18 protein-coding genes are annotated in these 16,974 nt (G+C 63.9%); 9 read left to right on the top strand and 9 right to left on the bottom strand.

Annotated elements, in window-relative coordinates:
• Together FQ664_RS12155 and FQ664_RS12150 are read right to left on the bottom strand one after the other, a co-directional pair.
• A partial coding sequence (locus tag FQ664_RS12155; RefSeq protein WP_144172132.1) for a PAAR domain-containing protein occupies positions 1 to 913 on the bottom strand: 913 nt, incomplete at its 3' end.
• A 343-nt stretch (positions 914 to 1,256) separates the two neighbouring features.
• Positions 1,257 to 2,486: an acyl-CoA dehydrogenase gene (locus FQ664_RS12150; protein ID WP_144172131.1), complete on the bottom strand. Its 1,230-nt coding sequence runs from the start codon at positions 2,484 to 2,486 to the stop codon at positions 1,257 to 1,259.
• A 139-nt stretch (positions 2,487 to 2,625) separates the two neighbouring features.
• Between FQ664_RS12150 and FQ664_RS12145 the strand changes: the two genes are divergently transcribed.
• Together FQ664_RS12145 and FQ664_RS12140 are read left to right on the top strand one after the other, a co-directional pair.
• Positions 2,626 to 3,552: a LysR family transcriptional regulator gene (locus tag FQ664_RS12145; protein ID WP_144172130.1), complete on the top strand. Its 927-nt coding sequence runs from the start codon at positions 2,626 to 2,628 to the stop codon at positions 3,550 to 3,552.
• A 194-nt stretch (positions 3,553 to 3,746) separates the two neighbouring features.
• Positions 3,747 to 4,901, top strand: coding sequence for a cysteine desulfurase family protein (locus FQ664_RS12140; protein ID WP_144172129.1), 1,155 nt, complete (start codon positions 3,747 to 3,749; stop codon positions 4,899 to 4,901).
• Between the two features lie 21 nt (positions 4,902 to 4,922).
• On the opposite strand, the gene FQ664_RS12135 is transcribed toward FQ664_RS12140, so the two are convergent.
• The 3 genes from FQ664_RS12135 to nfsB form a co-directional block, all read right to left on the bottom strand.
• Positions 4,923 to 5,360, bottom strand: coding sequence for an RES family NAD+ phosphorylase (locus FQ664_RS12135; RefSeq protein WP_144172128.1), 438 nt, complete (start codon positions 5,358 to 5,360; stop codon positions 4,923 to 4,925).
• The gene (locus FQ664_RS12130) at positions 5,357 to 5,806 is read right to left on the bottom strand and encodes an antitoxin Xre/MbcA/ParS toxin-binding domain-containing protein (protein WP_144172127.1); all 450 of its coding nucleotides are present in this window, start codon (positions 5,804 to 5,806) and stop codon (positions 5,357 to 5,359) included. The genes FQ664_RS12135 and FQ664_RS12130 overlap by 4 nt, the downstream gene beginning before the upstream one ends.
• A 96-nt stretch (positions 5,807 to 5,902) precedes the next feature.
• Positions 5,903 to 6,556 (bottom strand): oxygen-insensitive NAD(P)H nitroreductase, encoded by a 654-nt coding sequence (gene nfsB / locus FQ664_RS12125; RefSeq protein WP_144172126.1) that lies wholly within the window; start codon positions 6,554 to 6,556, stop codon positions 5,903 to 5,905.
• Between the two features lie 104 nt (positions 6,557 to 6,660).
• Here nfsB and FQ664_RS12120 point away from each other — a divergent pair, with 104 nt between their 5' ends.
• The gene (locus FQ664_RS12120; protein ID WP_144172125.1) at positions 6,661 to 7,584 is read left to right on the top strand and encodes a LysR family transcriptional regulator; all 924 of its coding nucleotides are present in this window, start codon (positions 6,661 to 6,663) and stop codon (positions 7,582 to 7,584) included.
• 79 nt (positions 7,585 to 7,663) lie between these two features.
• Here FQ664_RS12120 and FQ664_RS12115 read toward each other — a convergent pair whose 3' ends face one another.
• On the bottom strand, positions 7,664 to 8,878 hold the full coding sequence (locus FQ664_RS12115) for a sugar transporter (RefSeq protein WP_144172124.1): 1,215 nt from the start codon (positions 8,876 to 8,878) through the stop codon (positions 7,664 to 7,666).
• 208 nt (positions 8,879 to 9,086) lie between these two features.
• Between FQ664_RS12115 and FQ664_RS12110 the strand changes: the two genes are divergently transcribed.
• Positions 9,087 to 10,403, top strand: coding sequence for a hypothetical protein (locus FQ664_RS12110; protein WP_144172123.1), 1,317 nt, complete (start codon positions 9,087 to 9,089; stop codon positions 10,401 to 10,403).
• Positions 10,404 to 10,526: 123 nt separating this feature from the next.
• Here the strand turns inward: FQ664_RS12110 and calA are convergent, their stop codons facing one another.
• Entirely contained in the window at positions 10,527 to 11,579 is a 1,053-nt protein-coding gene (calA, locus tag FQ664_RS12100; RefSeq protein WP_144172122.1) for a vanillin reductase, read from the bottom strand.
• A 180-nt stretch (positions 11,580 to 11,759) separates the two neighbouring features.
• Between calA and FQ664_RS12095 the strand changes: the two genes are divergently transcribed.
• Positions 11,760 to 12,665, top strand: a complete 906-nt coding sequence (locus FQ664_RS12095) for an AraC family transcriptional regulator (protein WP_144172121.1) — start codon at positions 11,760 to 11,762, stop codon at positions 12,663 to 12,665.
• A 205-nt stretch (positions 12,666 to 12,870) separates the two neighbouring features.
• Here FQ664_RS12095 and FQ664_RS12090 read toward each other — a convergent pair whose 3' ends face one another.
• A complete protein-coding gene (locus FQ664_RS12090; RefSeq protein ID WP_144172120.1) occupies positions 12,871 to 13,467 on the bottom strand; it encodes a TetR/AcrR family transcriptional regulator in 597 nt (198 codons plus the stop codon).
• 93 nt (positions 13,468 to 13,560) lie between these two features.
• Here FQ664_RS12090 and FQ664_RS12085 point away from each other — a divergent pair, with 93 nt between their 5' ends.
• Entirely contained in the window at positions 13,561 to 14,157 is a 597-nt protein-coding gene (locus tag FQ664_RS12085) for an NAD(P)H-dependent oxidoreductase (RefSeq protein WP_144172119.1), read from the top strand.
• Between the two features lies 1 nt (position 14,158).
• Here the strand turns inward: FQ664_RS12085 and thpR are convergent, their stop codons facing one another.
• Positions 14,159 to 14,704 carry an RNA 2',3'-cyclic phosphodiesterase gene (gene thpR, locus FQ664_RS12080; RefSeq protein WP_144172118.1) on the bottom strand — a complete coding sequence of 182 codons (546 nt, stop codon included), beginning with the start codon at positions 14,702 to 14,704 and terminating at the stop codon, positions 14,159 to 14,161.
• Between the two features lie 158 nt (positions 14,705 to 14,862).
• Between thpR and lpxO the strand changes: the two genes are divergently transcribed.
• The 3 genes from lpxO (at position 14,863) to FQ664_RS12065 (ending at position 16,874) form a co-directional block, all read left to right on the top strand.
• Entirely contained in the window at positions 14,863 to 15,762 is a 900-nt protein-coding gene (gene lpxO / locus FQ664_RS12075) for a lipid A hydroxylase LpxO (protein ID WP_144172117.1), read from the top strand.
• 119 nt (positions 15,763 to 15,881) lie between these two features.
• On the top strand, positions 15,882 to 16,226 hold the full coding sequence (locus FQ664_RS12070; RefSeq protein WP_013973174.1) for a carboxymuconolactone decarboxylase family protein: 345 nt from the start codon (positions 15,882 to 15,884) through the stop codon (positions 16,224 to 16,226).
• A gap of 78 nt (positions 16,227 to 16,304) precedes the next feature.
• The gene (locus FQ664_RS12065; RefSeq protein ID WP_144172116.1) at positions 16,305 to 16,874 is read left to right on the top strand and encodes a GNAT family N-acetyltransferase; all 570 of its coding nucleotides are present in this window, start codon (positions 16,305 to 16,307) and stop codon (positions 16,872 to 16,874) included.
• Positions 16,875 to 16,974: the final 100 nt, after the last annotated feature.

Below are 16,974 nucleotides of genomic sequence, written 5' to 3'. Positions count from 1 at the left end.
TGGTCGAAATGTTCAAGCTCTTCTTCAGCCGCTCATAGCTGCCCAGGTTAAGCTGTTTGTTGAGGTACGCCGCTTTCAACTGACCATCCAGTTGCTGCAGCAGCTGTCGCCGTTCGGCAAAAAAGCCCGGGCTGTTCAAGTGGCCATGGCGCATGAACTCGCGCTGATGCAGTTGCTCGATACTGGTCAGCGTATTACCGACCTGTTTCAAACCTTGTTCCAGCATGTCCTTGCCCACGCCCATGGACTGGCTGGCGTTGCTGAGCAAACCGGCGATTTCGGCCTGGTGCTGCATCATGAAGTCCGCTTCGGCGAAATCGAGCACCGCCAGCGCACGGCGTGCGTGCTGTGCCGCCGCCATCAGCTGGCCTTCCTCGCGGGTGCAGGCATCACCCTTGTCAGGGTCACCGATNTGTAGCCGGGAGATTGGCAACGTCGCATCGTGCTCGGCCAATTGCAGTAGCACCTGTGCGAACGACATGCGCCGGGGCACTACGTAGAACCCGGGCTCCAGGGTTCCGGGCAACGCACCTGCTACGGGTTGGGAGAAACGTTCGGGGTAGACCGCGGCTGATAGCTCGGCAGAGTGGCTATTGGCACGCCCTGCAATGGAACGCAGGGGCGGAAATGCTTCATCCAACGGTGCGACCACCCGATTACTGCCCGGTGGACAGCCACAGACTACCAGTGCGCCGTCCATGGCCACCCGCTGGCCGTCGGAAATGAAGTGGTCCACCCCTTCAGCGACCGTTCCGACCTGCCCACAAAGGGGACATGGCGTGGTGTGGTCGCCTTCGCGGAGCACCATCCGCCCTTCGTCGAGATAGCCGGCGTCCGTCGCAATACAGACAGCCCCCGTTGTGGTGACGTCACCATCTACTGCCTGACCTTTTCCCTCCAGACTGGCACGCATATACAAATTCCCTGTGCATGGTCGAGGTCAAGAACCTAACATCAGCAAGGGAGGCTCAAGTGGCTTGAGTCGAAATTCAGATGTTTCCTACAAAAGAGTCGAACTTTCGTTTAAGGGATCATCGAGAGATTTTTCTTAGACCCTTAAATCAACTTTCCTACATGGTCGTGTGCTGGCGACCAAGGCTGCCGAGAATCTGGTGGTGGACCTGAAGACGCAGTGAACCTTCAAGGGCCTCTTCGCGGGTAAACCCGCTCCCACAAGTACAGCGCACGGCTTGGAGGGGGCGCAGTACCTGTGGGAGCGGGTTTACCCGCGAAGAGGCCGGAACAGGCCGGTGAAATCACCGCCCGCTACGCATCATCTCCGCCGGCACATACTTGCCAATCTCATACTTGCCGATCGCCGCCCGGTGCACTTCATCCGGCCCGTCGGCCAGGCGCAGGGTGCGCTGCATGGCATACATGTAGGCCAGCGGGAAGTCGCCACTCACCCCTGCCCCGCCATGAATCTGGATCGCCCGGTCGATTACCTTCAGCGCCACGTTCGGCGCCACTACCTTGATCTGCGCGATCTCGCTGCGGGCCACCTTGTTGCCGACCGTGTCCATCATGTACGCCGCCTTCAGCGTCAGCAGCCGGGCCATGTCGATCTCCATGCGCGAGTCGGCGATCTTGTCGACGTTACCGCCCAGACGCGCCAGTGGCCGGCCGAAAGCCGTACGCTCCAGCGAGCGCTTGCACATCAGCTCCAGCGCACGCTCGGCCATGCCGATCGAACGCATGCAGTGGTGGATACGACCCGGGCCCAGGCGCCCCTGGGCAATCTCGAAACCGCGGCCCTCACCGAGGATCACGTTCTCATACGGCACCCGCACGTTCTCGAAAAGCACCTCGGCGTGGCCGTGGGGGGCATCGTCATAACCGAATACCGGCAGCGGACGGACAATCTTCACCCCGGGCGCATCGGTGGGCACCAGCACCATCGAATGCTGCTGGTGGCGTGGCCCTTCAGGGTCGGAAAGGCCCATGAAGATCATCACCTTGCAGCGCGGGTCGCAGGCGCCGGAGGTCCACCACTTGCGGCCGTTGATCAGCCATTGGTCACCGTCACGCACAGCAGTGGCGGCCATGTTGGTGGCATCCGAGGAGGCCACGTCCGGTTCGGTCATGGCGAACGCCGAACGGATCTCGCCACGCAGCAGCGGCTCCAGCCACTGGCGCTTCTGCGCTGCGCTGCCGTAACGCACCAGTACTTCCATGTTGCCGGTGTCCGGTGCCGAGCAGTTGAACGGCTCCGGCCCAAGCAACGAGCGCCCCATGATTTCCGCCAGCGGGGCGTATTCCAGGTTGCTCAGGCCGGCGCCGTATTCCGATTCGGGCAGGAACAGGTTCCACAGCCCTTCGGCGCGGGCCTTGGCCTTGAGTTCTTCCATGATCGCGGTGGGTTGCCAGCGGTCGCCCTCGGCGACCTGGCGCTCGAACACCGCCTCGGCGGGGTAGACATGGGCGTCCATGAACGCGCTGACGCGCTCGCGCAGTGCCTGGACCTTGGGCGAATAGGCGAAATCCATCGGGGCTACCTTCACGGTTCGAAGTACATGGCCAGAGCCTAGAGCAGCATCGGCCCATCCACCTAGTCTATTTTCCGCGTGTATAAACATTCATAACCGATATATGATCGTCCCATAATTCCAACAAAGAGCGGCGCCCATGAACCTCAGCAAGGTCGACCTCAACCTGTTCATCGTGTTCGATGCGATCTACACCGAAGCCAACCTGACCCGCGCCGGGCAGATTGTCGGTATCACCCAGCCGGCGGTGTCCAACGCCCTGTCGCGGCTGCGCGAAACCTTCAACGACCCGCTGTTCGTGCGCACCGCGCAAGGCATGGTGCCCACGCCCATGGCGCAAAACATCATCGGCCCGGTGCGCAACGCCCTGGCGCTGCTGCGTACGTCGGTGCAGGAAAGCCGCATCTTCAACCCGCAACAGGCCAACAAGACCTTCCGCATCAGCATGACCGACCTGACCGAGGCGGTGATCCTGCCGCCACTGTTCCAGCGCCTGCGCCGCCTGGCTCCAGCGGTACTGATCGAAAGCTTCCTGTGCAAGCGTCGCGAGACCACCAAGGAGCTCGCCGCCGGCCGTCTGGACTTCGCCATCGACGCACCGTTGAACACCGACCCGCAGGTCCGCCACGTCAAACTGATGCAAGACCGCTATGTCTGTGCCCTGCGCCAGGGCCACCCGCTGGCCGACCGTAAGCTGACCCTCGATAACTACCTGGGCATGACCCACATCCATATCTCCAGCCGCCGCAACGGCCTGGGCTATGTCGACCTGGCCCTGGGCAAGATGGGCGTGCAGCGCAAGGTTGCCTTGCGCTCGCAGCATTACCTGATGGCCTCGCAGGTGTTACAACAGACCGACATGGCGATGACCGTCCCCGAGCGCTTCGCCCGCCGCCATCAGTTGCGTTACCAGCCACTGCCGGTGGAGGTGCCAGCGCTGGAAACGCACCTGTACTGGCATGAGAGCACCGACCAGGACCCGGCCAACCGCTGGATGCGTGAGCAGATCACCGAGTTGTGCGAGCGCGTAGTGACCGAGGAAGAAAAGGCCTTGGAATCGGCCTGAAGACGCTACCGGGGGGCCTTTGCTGGGCCTCTCGCAACCATGAGAAAAATATTCTACAAACTCTTTAATAGAGAGAAATATTTCTTACATAACGTGAGAATATAGGCGCTGGAAGCGAAAAATATCGCGCCAGCAGCGGGTACGCTTACTCCAACGATCGCTGATTCCACGGCGACAGCCACGGACCCGCCCCCATGCCTAGCGCCCCGCTCTACTTCGATTACGCTGCCACCACTCCGGTCGACGACCGGGTCATCGAAACCATGCTCGCCTGCCTTGGCAGCCAGGCCAACTTCGGCAACCCGGCGTCCAGTGGCCATGCCTTCGGCCAGGCCGCCCGCCACGCCGTGGAGCAGGCCCGCCAGCAAGTGGCCGAACGCGTTGGCGCACAGGCCGATGCACTGGTCTGGACCTCGGGGGCGACCGAGTCCAACAACCTGGCGCTCAAGGGCATTGCCCAGGGTATCGGCCAGCCCGGGCACCTGATCACCAGCCAGCTGGAACACAAGGCCGTGCTCGACACGGTGGCCGAACTGGAGCGCCAGGGCTGGGCCGTTACCCGCCTGCCACCGGATGCCGCCGGCCTGATTCAGCCCGCGGCGGTGCAGGCAGCGTTACGCGCAGACACCCGCCTGGTGTCACTGATGGCAGTCAACAATGAACTGGGTACGATCACCGACTTTGTCGCGATTGGCGAACAGGTGCGTGCCCACGGAGCCCTGCTGCACGTGGATGCGGCACAGGCGGTGGGCAAACTGGCCATCGACCTGAGCGCGATGACCGTGGACCTGATGTCGTTCTCGGCGCACAAGGTGTATGGGCCCAAGGGCATCGGTGCGCTCTACGTCGGGCCACGCGCCCGCACGCTGATGCGTGCGCAGATGCACGGCGGCGGCCATGAGCAGGGCCTGCGTTCCGGCACCCTGGCGACCCACCAGATTGTCGGCATGGGCAGCGCCTTTGCCCTGGCCGGCCAGCCCGGCGACAGTGAACACCTGCGCCTCGAGCAACTGGCCAGGCGCCTGCGCGAAGGCCTGCTGGCCCTGCCCGGCGTCACCCTCAACGGCTGCGCCAACCAGCGCATCCCCCATACGCTGAACCTGTGTATCGACAGCAAGGGCTTCAACAGTGCGGCGCTGGCCGGCGAGCTGGCGTTGTCGACCACCTCGGCCTGCAACTCGGCGAGCAATGCAGCCTCGCATGTGCTGCTGGCGCTGGGGCTGGATGAACGCCAGGCACGCAACAGCGTGCGCCTGAGCATCGGGCGTTTCAGCAATGTGGCTGAAGTGGACAAGGCGCTCGAAGTGTTTGGCCGGGTGCTGACAGCGGCATCAGCGGCACTCTGGTGAGCGAGCCATGGTAAACCTGCCCTAGAACAGCCGGCTGTCCGGGGTGAAGTTCTCGACCTCGAGCCTGGCGCTGTTCGCCTGCGGGTGGCGCGGGTTGAACAGGTAATTGGTGGTGCTGGGCATGATCGCGCTCGGCACCGGCAGCAGCAGTGCCGAGCATTCATCCAGAAAGCGGTTGCCCAGGCCCCGGGTCAGTTCGGTCTGGGTCGACCAGCCGGGCTGCAAGGCGGGCAACTGCGCTTGCGAAACAGTGTCGGGCAATTCGATACGAAGCAGTCGCATGGTGGTGGGGAAATCCTCAGGGTCGATCTCCAGGTGCACCAGCACCTCGAGCATCGCCCCGGCCGGACTGGTGGCGGCATACACCACTGGCCGGCCCGCCTGGTGCCAGCGGCCGCTGACACGCAAGCCGCCCGTTCCGCTCAAATCTGCATAGGCGCTGATACGCCACAGAATCACAGGCCAAAACCCTCGGCGATCTGCAGCAACATTTCTTCGACCTGGGTGGTGCCTTGCTGGGTGGTGAGCATCTGCATCGGCGTCAGCCCCGAGAAGCGCTCCTTGGGCTTGGACAGCCAGCGCTTGGCCTTGCCCGCTTCGCCGAACACGGCTTCGGCCATGGCAGTGATATGGGCCGAGCGGAACAGCCGGTCACTTTCTTCCACGGTCAGTGGCTGGTCACGTTCGATGCGGGTTTTCAGGGTGCGCAGGGGAATGATCTGGTCACGCTCCACGGGGGTGAACACGCCGAGCTCGGTCAGTTTCACCAACCAGGTGGCGGCAAAGCCATGGGTGATGCGGGTGTGGATTTCGAAGTCACTGGCGCGTTCGGGGATTTCCAGCAGTGCGTGCAGACGCGCCCGGTACTCGTGGTAACCGTTGTCGCGAAGCACTTCGGCAAGCATGGCTCTCTCCTGTCCGGCGTTTGCCGACAATTATGCGGTATATGCCGGATTTTGCAAGCTGCCGGGAAGACGGGGCCGCAAAGCGGCCCCGCAATCTCACAGGAAGGTGAACACCTGCGAAGCCGGCAACCGCGACTTGTTCAGCCCGGCATTGAAGTCCGTCTCGCTGCGATAGCCGAGGCTGAGAATGACCACACTGGTGAAGCCACGCTCACGCAGGCCCAGTTCGGCATCAAGAAGCTTGCTGTCGAAGCCCTCGATCGGCGTGGCATCCAGCCCATGTGCCGCTGCCCCCAGCAAGGCAGTACCCAACGCCAGGTAGGTCTGCTTTTCCATCCAGTGCTGCACGTCTTTCTGGTCAAAGCGGTGCAGGTCGACGTAGTGCCGGCGGCCCTGGTTCTGCCCGGCACGCGCCTGCTCGTCACGGAAGCGGCCATCGGCAGCTTCCTGGTCGAGCACGGCATTCAGGTGCGCTTCGGTCATCTCGGTACGGGTGCAGAACACGATCACATGCGAGGCATCGAGGATCTTCAGCGAATTGTAGGCATAGCGCTCTGCGGTGCTCTTGGCCAGGCGGGCCTTGCCTTCGGCACTGTCGGCGACGATGAAATGCCACGGCTGCGAGTTGACCGAGGACGGGCTGTGGCGCAGTTGCTCGAGCAGGGCATCGACAGTGGCCTGGGGAATACGGCGCGAGGCATCGTAGGCTTTGGTGGTGTAACGGCGTTTGGCCAGCGAGACGGTATCCATGCAACAACTCCGGGAATGAACGGGGGATTTGCCGAGCATCTTATCTTTCCTGCAGAAAAGAAAAACCGGCATAATTCAGCAACACTTTCATCTCCGGAGTGAAAATGCTGCGCATTGCCGACCTCGAACTGTTCGTCCGCAGTAGCGTGCTGGGCAGTTTCACCGCCGCCGCCCACGAGGCCGAGCTGCTGCCCGGCCAGGTGGCCGCCGCGATCAAGCGCCTGGAGCGCGATCTCGACGTGCGCCTGTTCGCCCGCACCACCCGCAGCCTGCGCCTGACCGCCGAAGGCGAGTTGTACCTGCCGACCGCCCTGAATGTGCTGGAGAGCCTGCGCCAGGGCCGGGAAGACCTGCATGGCAACGCCAACACGCTGCGCGGCACCCTGCAGGTGTCGGCACCGTCCGACCTGGGCCGCAACATGCTGCTGCCGTGGCTGAGCGCCTTCCGCCACGAGCACCCGGCCCTGCACCTGCGCTTCTTCCTGTCCGACCAGATCGCCGACCTCAACCGCGACCCGGTGGACGTAGCGATCCGCTATGGCCTCAATCAGGACGCCAACTACATTGCCCTGCCGCTGGCCAACTGGAACCGCCGGGTGCTGGTCGCCGCGCCCGACTATCTGGCCCGCCACGGCCGCCCGCTCACGCCCGACGCCCTGCAGCAGCACACCTGCCTGCTGTACATGCAGCACAACCGGGTCTACGACAAATGGCGGGTGGGCAACCGTACCGTGCAGGTACGCGGGCCGCTGGTCAGCGACGATGCCGACGTGATCCGCCGCCTGGCCTTGCAGGGCGAAGGCATTGTCTACAAGTCGTGGCTGGACGTAAGCGCCAACATTGCGGCCGGCGAACTGGAAATCATCCTGCCCGAATACCTCGGTGAGCCCGCCCCGGTCACCTTGGTGTGCCCGCATCGCAAGCAACTCACGCCCGCGGTGGCGCACCTGCACCTGTGGCTGCGCGAACGCTTCGAGGCCTTGCGTAACCGGGCGCTGACCAACGGCTGCACAATCGTTCCAGACTGAGCAGCGGACATAGGTGGCAGTAGCAGTAGTGGCTTGAGCCTTCTATCGCCAGTACCGGCCTCTTCGCGGGCACGATCATTCAGGAATGTCCAGGCACCCCGCCCAGCGCCTCGCGGAACCGCCGGGTGCTGGCAACAGCCAGCAGCAACCCGAGCACCGCCACGCTGCCGCCCACCAGGCCGATATCCGCCAGGTCCAGCTGGCTGCTGACAATACTGCCCAGCAACGCGCCACCGCCGATACCGATGTTGTAGATGCCCGAGAACAGCGCCATGGCCACATCGGTGGCATCGGATGCCAGCTTCAGGGTCTTGGCCTGCAGCGACAGGCTGAAACTGAGGATCGCCACACCCCAGAACATGCTCAACGCGGCGAACACATAGAAGTTGCCCGACAGCGGCAACAGCAGCAACAGGCACCCCGCCAGCAGGCCGGTCGAGCCCACCAGGAAGCGATGCGGAAAGCGCTCGCTGTAACGGCTGAACAGCAACGAGCCGAACACCCCGGCACCGCCGAACAGCAGCAGCAACAGCGTGGTGCGCTCTCCGCCGATCTGCGCCACGTGCAGGGCGAACGGCTCGATGTAGCTGTAGGCGGTGAACTGCGCGGTAATCACCAACGTTACCAGCACATAGGTAATGACCAGCGCCGGGCGCTTGAACAGGATCGGCAGACTGCGCAGCGAGCCGGAGTTCTGGCTGGGCAGCAGCGGCAGCGACTTCATCAGGCACAGCATGGTCGCCAGCGCCACTCCGGCAATGCTCAGGAAGGTGATGCGCCAGCCCAGCGCTTCGCCCACCACACGGCCCAGCGGGATGCCCAGGACCATGGCCAGGGTGGTGCCGGTGGCCAGCAGGCCCAGCGCCTTGGCCTGCTGGCCAGGCGGCGCCACGCGTACCGCCAACGAGGCAGTGATGGCCCAGAACACCGCATGTGCCAGGGCAATGCCGATACGGCTGACCAGCAACATGGCAAAGCTCTGTGACAACCACGACAGCAAGTGGCTGACGATGAACACCAGGAACACGAACAGCAACAGGCGCCGCCGCTCGATATTGCGGGTCAGCAGCATCATCGGCAGCGAGGCCAGCGCCACCACCCAGGCATAGATGGTCAGCATCAGGCCGACCTGCGCGGTGCTCATGTCGAAGCTACGGCCAATGTCGCTGAGCAGCGCCACCGGGACGAACTCGGTGGTGTTGAAGATGAAGGCCGCCAGGGCCAGGGCGATGACGCTCAGCCAACTGCCGCTACCCGCCGTGAGTGGCATGTTGGTGGGTGTGGGTCCGTTCATGGATGGAAACCGGTTCTCCGCAGACAAGGCAACAGGACGCACGCCAGCCACCTGCTTGCCGGGGTGTCGACGTACGCTTTGTTATTGGAAGGAATGCCCGGCATGGTACGCGTCAAGCCGGGGCCTCACAACCGCGAGGCAGGTAGAAGGAGTACCATGCGTGCTTTGCGTGAAACGCGTAAGCAGCAACAAGGAGCCCGATCCGCTCATGGACCAGCAGCCCCCCCAGCAGCAGTGGCAGCAAGCGGTCACCGCCTATGCCCAGGCTGTCAACGACTATGTCGCGCAGGGCCGCGCGCAAGGCTGGGATGACCTCGAAGAGCCCCTGCCGCAAGCCACCGGGCACTTGCTCGATGCCTGGCTGGAAGCCCTGCAAGCAGCCAACCGGACTGACGTCGAAGCCCCCGAGCACCAGGCTTTCCGCGAAGCCTGGCCACCCGCCCACCACCCATTGCTGCCGCTGATCAAGGAATACGGCCAAGGTATCGGCGACGTCCTGCTGCTGGACGACGGCAGCCTGCTGGCACGCATCGGCATGCCGCATGACAAAGGCCAGGTGGTGCGCATCGACCGCCACGGGGTGACCCCGGTGATCGGCATCGATCACTTCGGCCGCTGCCCGGCCCGCCGCTACTTCGCCCTGGCCAATGCCGAGGGCGTGCGCGTGACCGATGGCTGGGGCGGCCCGCAAGTGCTGCGTCTGGCCTGGCCGACGGGGCTGGAGGGGTTGCCGCCAGGTTACCCGTTCGAGCCGTTCGACCTGCCGCCCGCTCCGACCGCGCTGATCCCCTTCCCGGATGGCCAGCGGGTACTGCTGGTGAGTGCCGGGGGTATCTTCCTGCTGACCCGCCACGGCGCTACCCGCCTGCTGCCACACCAGGCGCGGGTGCTCGACGAACTGGACGAAGGCACCGACCCGGACGACATCTATCTGGGGCTGAGCATGGAGCACGGTGTGGTATCGGCGGATGGCCGGTTGATCGTGGTCGGCGAGCAAGGCAGCCGTCACCTGGTGCTGGACGACCAGCTCAGGCCCGTGGCGGCAATCGGCCCGGCGAGCGAATATCCGCACTTTGCGCTGTTCAACCGTGCGGGGGACCAGTTGATACTCAATGCCTGCCATTTCTACAGCGGTGCCACGCTGGCGGTCAGGGTGGCCGACTTGCCGGGGCTGGATACCGATTACTACAGCCAGGACCCACGTACCCCGCTGGTGCAGGATGGCGCACGGGTGTATGCCGGCGTGGCGCGCGACGGTGAGTATATCGTGGGGGATGCCTATGGTTATCTGCGGGCGTTTGGCGAAGATGGCGTGGAGCATTGGCAGCATTACCTGGGGTCGACCATCAGTGCGCTGGATATCAGTGCCGACGGGCGTACGCTGGTGGCGGCGAGTCATGCCGGGTTTGTTTCGGTGATTGCCCTGGACAGCGGGCGACCGGCCTGGCAGATCGGTACCGGGGCGCATGGCGAGGTACGGCGGTGGTTGTTCTGGAAAGGCTGGGACAAGGCATTGGCCTGGTAACAGCTCCAGCATCTTTGTTGCCTGTGCCGGCCTCTTCGCGGGCTCGCCCGCTCCCACAGGTACAGCACGGAACCTGTGGGAGCGGGCTTGCCGGCGATAGGGCCAGTACGGGCAACCAGTCAATCAGCCCTGCAAAGTGGCCATGTCGATCACGAACCGGTACTTCACATCCCCGGCAATCATTCGCTCATACGCCTGGTTGATGTTGCGGATATCCAGCAACTCGATATCACAACGAATGGCGTGCTCGGCACAAAAATCCAGCACTTCCTGGGTCTGGGCAATACCACCGATCAACGACCCCGCCAGCACCCGGCGCTTGAGCACCAGATTGGCCGCATGCACCGCCGGGTCGATCGGCTCGATCAGGCCGACCAGGATGTGCACGCCATCGAACTTCAAGGTTTCCAGGTACGGGTTGAGGTCGTGCTGCACCGGGATGGTGTCGAGCAGGAAGTCGAAACGGCCGGCTGCGGCACGCATCTGCTCGGCATCGGCAGACACGATCACATGGTCGGCCCCTTGGCGGCGAGCTTCCTCGGCCTTCGCCGGGGAACGGGTGAACAGAGTCACTTCGGCGCCCAGGGCCTTGGCCAGCTTGATACCCATGTGGCCCAGACCGCCCATGCCGAGGATGCCGACCTTGTGACCGGGGCCGACACCGTGGTGCTTGAGCGGCGAATAGGTGGTGATGCCGGCGCAGAGGATCGGCGCGGCGCTGGGCAGGTCCATGCCGGCCGGAATGCGCACCACGAAGTGCTCGCTGACCACGATACTGCTGGAGTAACCGCCCATGGTGTTGCTACCGTCGACCCGGTCCGGGGTGGCATAGGTCATGGTCGGCCCTTCCAGGCAGTATTGCTCCAGGTCCTTGGCACAGGCTTCACAGTGGCGGCACGAGTCGACCATGCAGCCAACGCCGACCAGGTCGCCGACCTTGTGCGCGGTCACTTTGTCGCCCACTGCGGTGACGCGGCCGATGATCTCGTGGCCAGGCATCAACGGGTACACGGCAATACCCCATTCGTTGCGTGCCTGGTGGATATCGGAGTGGCACACGCCGCAGTACAGGATCTCGATGGCGACGTCGTCCGGGCGCGGGCTGCGGCGCTCGAAGGTCATGGGGACCAGGGGGCTGGTGGGGGTCTGGGCGGCGTAACCGATGGCGGTGTACATGCAGGGCCTCGCTATGAAGTGAAACGATTCAGGCTGCGCATTCTGCGCGCCATGCGCCGCCTCGCCCACAGCTGATTCTCCGGCATCCATGCCTGATTCTCCGAAGATGCCGTGCAGTGCCTGGCGCTGATCGTTCATTCTGCGATGATTAGACTGTCTGATCCTCTGCCCAGGTCCATCATGCAACTGACCCGCCACGTCGACGCCAATGCGCTGCTTTGTGCACTGATCCGCAACCTCGCCACGCGCCCGGGCTTCGTGCCCACGCACCTGCCCCAGGTGCAGGTGCTGAGTTGGGAGCACTATGTGGCCAGCAGCCCGCAGATCTACGAACCCAGCCTGATGATTCTGGCCCAGGGCAGCAAGCTGGCGCGCCTGGGGCCGCGCACCCTGGAGTACGGCGCAGGGCATTACCTGGTGCAGGCATTGTCGGTGCCGTTCATGTGTGAAACCTTCGCCACCACCGACGAGCCGCTGCTTGGCGTGGCGGTGGACATCGACCGCGGCGTGCTGGGTGAACTGGTACAAAGCATGGCCCTGGCGCCGGATACCGCGGTACAGGCGCAAACCCCGCAGTCGATGACCTCGGCGGCACTCGATGCGCCGATGCGCGAATGCGTGGAAAGGCTGCTGCGCTGCCTGCAGGACCCAGTGGACGCCAAGGTGCTGGGCCCGGCGCGGATACGCGAGGTGCTGTACACCGCCTTGCGCGGCCCACAGGCCGGCGTATTGCGGGCATTGGTGGAGCAACAGGGGCACTTCGCCCGCATCGGCGCCGCCCTTGCCCACCTGCGCGAGCACTACAGCGAGCCGCTGAGCGTGGAAGCGTTGGCCGCGCGCGCCAACATGAGCGTTTCGACCTTCCATGAGCACTTCAAGCGCTGCACCGACATGGCACCGATGCAGTACCTCAAGCGCCTACGGTTGCTGAAGGCGCAGCAGATGCTGATCGGTGAAGGCCTGGGGGTTGCACAGGCCGCGCACCGGGTGGGGTATCAGAGTACCTCGCAGTTCAGCCGCGAGTACAAGCGCCAGTTCGGCCGCAGCCCGGCGGATGAGTTGCCGTATCAGAGCCTGCCGGTGTAATCGCCTGCCCTGGCCTCATCGCCAGCAAGCCAGCTCTCATAGAACTGCACATAACTCGTTGAATTAGCAGGGCCCCTGTGGGAGCGCAGCCCAAAGGGCTGGGCCATCTCCCACAGGGACTGCGCTGGCTTCGAGTTGACGCTGTACCTGTGGGAGCCGGCTTGCCGGCGATGGGCTGCAGAGCAGCCCCGGCACTCTCAAGGCTTCATTGCCGCTCGACCATCGCCACTATTGCTGCCTGCAATTCGGCCTTGGCCTGCCACACCTCCAGCTCCCCCGCCGCAGCTGCCTGCGACAAGGCATCCGCCGCCCCCACCAACAGGCGCATGCCAGCCCCCCCAATGTTGCCACTGGGCGAAAAGCCGGCCAGCGCCTCGCGGCACTTGTCCAGAAACGGCTGCTCATACGCCCGCTTGAGCGCTTCCATTTCCGGCGACCCGGCCAATGCCGCCGACACCCCGGGTATCTCCCGCCCCTGGCTCATCACACAGTCCACATAAGCCTCGGCAATCACCCCGGCGCGGCTGGCCAGGCTGACGTCACAGCGCGCCAGCGCCTGCTCCAGCATCCGCGACTGCCGTGCATCGTATTGCTGGTAAAGCGCCACCAGCAGACCGGTGCGGGTCTCGAAATGGTCATAGACCACCGGCTTGGTCACCCCCGCCTGCTCGGCCAAACGGCCCAGGCTCAGGGCATCAGTGCCTTCCTCCCGCACCAGCTGCCAGGCCACATCGAGCAACTGCCGACGGCGCTCGTCGCGGCTCAGGCGCTTGCGCGAGCGAGCTTGATCATCGCTTGACATCGATTACCTACCAAAAGTAACTTACTAGACGTAACTTACCTTGAGTATATAGCGCTCCGGGTAACCCTGCATCCCCGTCTTGGAGAAACCACCATGCATGCCCTCATCGTCGTCGGTCATCACGATCCGCAATCCCTCACCCATGCCCTGGCCCGGCAGATCGCCAGCGGCCTGGCCAATGCCGGCCACGACAGCGAAATCGCCGACCTGGCCAGTGAAGGTTTCGACCCACGCTTCGGCCTGGCCGACCATGCGGTGCACCGTCGGCTGGCAGCCCCGCCGGCGGATGTACTCAGGGAGCAGGCACGCATCGAACGCGCCGATGCGCTGGTGCTGGTCTACCCCATCTATTGGTGGTCGTTGCCGGCCTTGCTTAAAGGCTGGGTCGAGCGGGTGTTCAGCAACGGCTGGGCGTTCGACTATGAAGGGGGCATCACCGTCAAGAAGCTGCGCGGCATGAAGGTGCACCTGGTCGGTGTCGCCGGGGCCGATAGCGGCACCTTCGAACGGCATGGCTATGGCGAGGCGATGCGCGTGCAGATCGAGCACGGCATTTTCGACTACTGCGGTGCCGAGGTACTCAGTTCCACCCTGCTTGACGATAGCGAAGGCGCAGACCCGGCACCGCACCTGCACACGGCACGCAGGCTGGGTGAGCGGATGTTCGCAGACTGCGAGGTCACGGCCTGAATCAGCTCGACAGCGGCCACTGCGCCAACGGCCAGTAAGCGCCCTTGCGCGACTCGTACAGTGTGAAATAGCGGGCGGCGAGGTAGAAATCCGGCGCGCTGCTGGCCTCTGGCGGCTGGCCGCGGTAATCCCTGGCCAGGGTCAGGTGCGGGCGATATTCTCGGTCGGCCGCTTCCACCCCCAACGGCAGCAGCGCCTGCTGCAAGCTGTACACCAGTTGCAACAGGGCCGGTGGCGTCTGCTGCGCCTCCAGCACCAGGGCACAGGCCCGCTGCCACACCTGCAAGCGGTCCAGTAACAGCCGAGGTACCGTGGCCGGTAGCGCCAACTGGTCGACCGCCGCGCAAATTGCAGGCACCTGGGCGGTGTCCACATCGCCGAGGAACAGCAGTGTTACATGGAAGTTGGCAGCCGGCACTGGCCTACCGTTGCGCAGGTTCAAGCCACGTCGCCACTGGGCCAGGACGCGGCGCTGGGCATCGCTGACCGGCAAGGCGAAGAACAGTCGCTTGAAGGGGGTACCGCTGGGGCGTACGTCCTGACTCATACGAACTCCTGAACATGAAACGTTTGCGCAAGGCTGCAGGGCATTGAACCTAAGTCGCCCCGTCGTTTCGTAACAATAGGTACAAACTACCCCCATGATTGTTTATGCTGGCGGGCTTATGCCATGGCGCATGGCCATTTTTCGACAAGTAAACGTCCATGAAAATTGCACTCGTACTCATCTTCGCCCTCTCGATCGCCTATGTTCACCTACGCGGTCGGGTTCGCCACAAGCTGACACGTCAGCTGGGCGACCACTCCAGCTTCCTGGCCCCGGTCAACAGCGTCCTGTACCTGTTTTCCAGGCACCCGGCCAAACCTTACCTGCCGGTGGAGGCCTTCCCCGAACTGCAGACGCTGCAGGACCACTGGCAGGAGATCCGCGAGGAGGCCCGCCAGTTGCTGCATGTGGGCGAAATCAAGAAATCCGACAATTACGATGATGTCGGTTTCAACTCATTCTTCAAGACCGGCTGGAAGCGCTTCTACCTGAAGTGGTACGGCGAAAGCCACCCGTCGGCGATGACCCTGTGCCCACGCACCACCGAGTTGCTCAAAGGCATCGGTACGGTCAAGGCCGCCATGTTCGCCACCCTGCCGCCGGGTGCCAAGCTGGTACGCCACCGCGACCCGTATGCCGGCTCCTACCGCTACCACCTGGGCCTGGACACGCCGAACGACGACGGTTGCTACATCGACGTGGACGGTGAGAAGTATTCATGGCGCGATGGCGAGGGCGTGGTCTTCGACGAGACCTACATCCACTACGCGGCCAACACCACCGAGCACAACCGCATCATCCTGTTCTGTGACGTCGAACGCCCGCTCAAGTACCGATGGGCAACCGCGTTCAACCGCTGGTTCAGCCGCAACGTCATGGCCGCCGCCGCCGCCCCCAATGATGCCGGCGACAAGACTGGTGGCATCAACCGGCTGTTCACCCGTATCTACAAGATCCGCGAACGTGGCAAGGCGCTGAAAAAGCGCAATCGCACACGCTATTACCTCGAGAAATGGGCATTCGTCGCGGCGTTGGTGCTGGTGTTCATCTACATCTGATCGGTGGGGGAGCGCGCAGCCCAAGGGCCTACGCGCAACCAACCAAAGTACGAGTCTCACACTTCCCACTCTTCGACTAGCCTGAAAGCTCCACTCGCAACCTCCCCAAGGTGAAGACGATGAGCATGATGGACTGGGACGCCTACCGTAAGCAGTTGATGGCCGGCATCGGCGATCTCAAGCAGCTTTCCCCTGACACCGTTGCCGGCTACATGACCGCCAGCGGCGCAGGGGCCAAGACCAACCACCTGGACGCCAAGACCCGCGAGCTGATCTCCCTTGCCGTGGCCGTGACCACCCGCTGCGACGGCTGCATCGCCGTGCACTCGCAGCAAGCCGTCAAGCACGGCGCCAGCCGTGAGGAAATCGCCGAAGCTCTTGGCGTAGCCGTGGCGATGAATGCCGGAGCCGCGCTGGTCTACTCGGCACGGGCCATGGATGCGGTGGGCAAGGCCAACGGTTGAGCGCAATTGGCGTCGTCGCCCTTGCGCGACGACGCCGCGCCACCCAGACTGGGCGGCCCAGCCCTTGCAGGAACCCGCATGATCCACATCCGCCCCATGACGCCGGAAGACTTCGAACGCTTCTGGCCCACCTTCCAGGCCGTTGTCCAGGCCCGCGAAACCTACGCATTCGACCCGGCCCTGAGCTTCGATCAGGCCCGCCAGTTGTGGCTGGAGCTGCCCATGCGCACGCTGGTGGCCGAGGAAGACGGCGAGCTGCTGGGTTCGTATTACCTCAAGGCCAATGCCGCCGGGCCTGGCGGGCACGTGGGCAATTGCGGCTACATGGTCTGTGCGCCGGCACGCGGCCGGGGCGTGGCGCGGTTGATGTGCGAGCACTCACAGAAACAGGCGCGCCAGGAGGGCTTTCTGGCCCTGCAGTTCAACTCGGTGGTGGCCGCCAATGAGGTGGCGGTGGCGCTGTGGCACAAGCTGGGCTTCGAGACCGTTGGCCGCTTGCCCAAGGCCTATCGCCATGCCCGCCTGGGGCTGGTGGACTGCCTGGTGATGTACAAGTGGCTGGCGGATGAGCCGGTGGTGGAGAAGCCATCGCTGCTGATCGGCCGCAAGAATATCGAGGCGCGGGTGTCGCGGCGGCGCGGGCGCTAAGCTTCTTTCGCAGGTCTGGCCTCTTCGCGGGTAAACCCGCTTGTATGGTAGGACTTGAAGGGAGGAGGAGGGTCATAACTCGCTTCTGACTGTTCGCAGC

Origin of the sequence: Pseudomonas persica, from assembly GCF_900291015.1 — a bacterium.
Lineage (GTDB): Bacteria > Pseudomonadota > Gammaproteobacteria > Pseudomonadales > Pseudomonadaceae > Aquipseudomonas.
The sequence above is the reverse complement of the archived record's forward strand: the minus strand, read 5'-3'. Positions and strand labels throughout refer to the sequence as shown.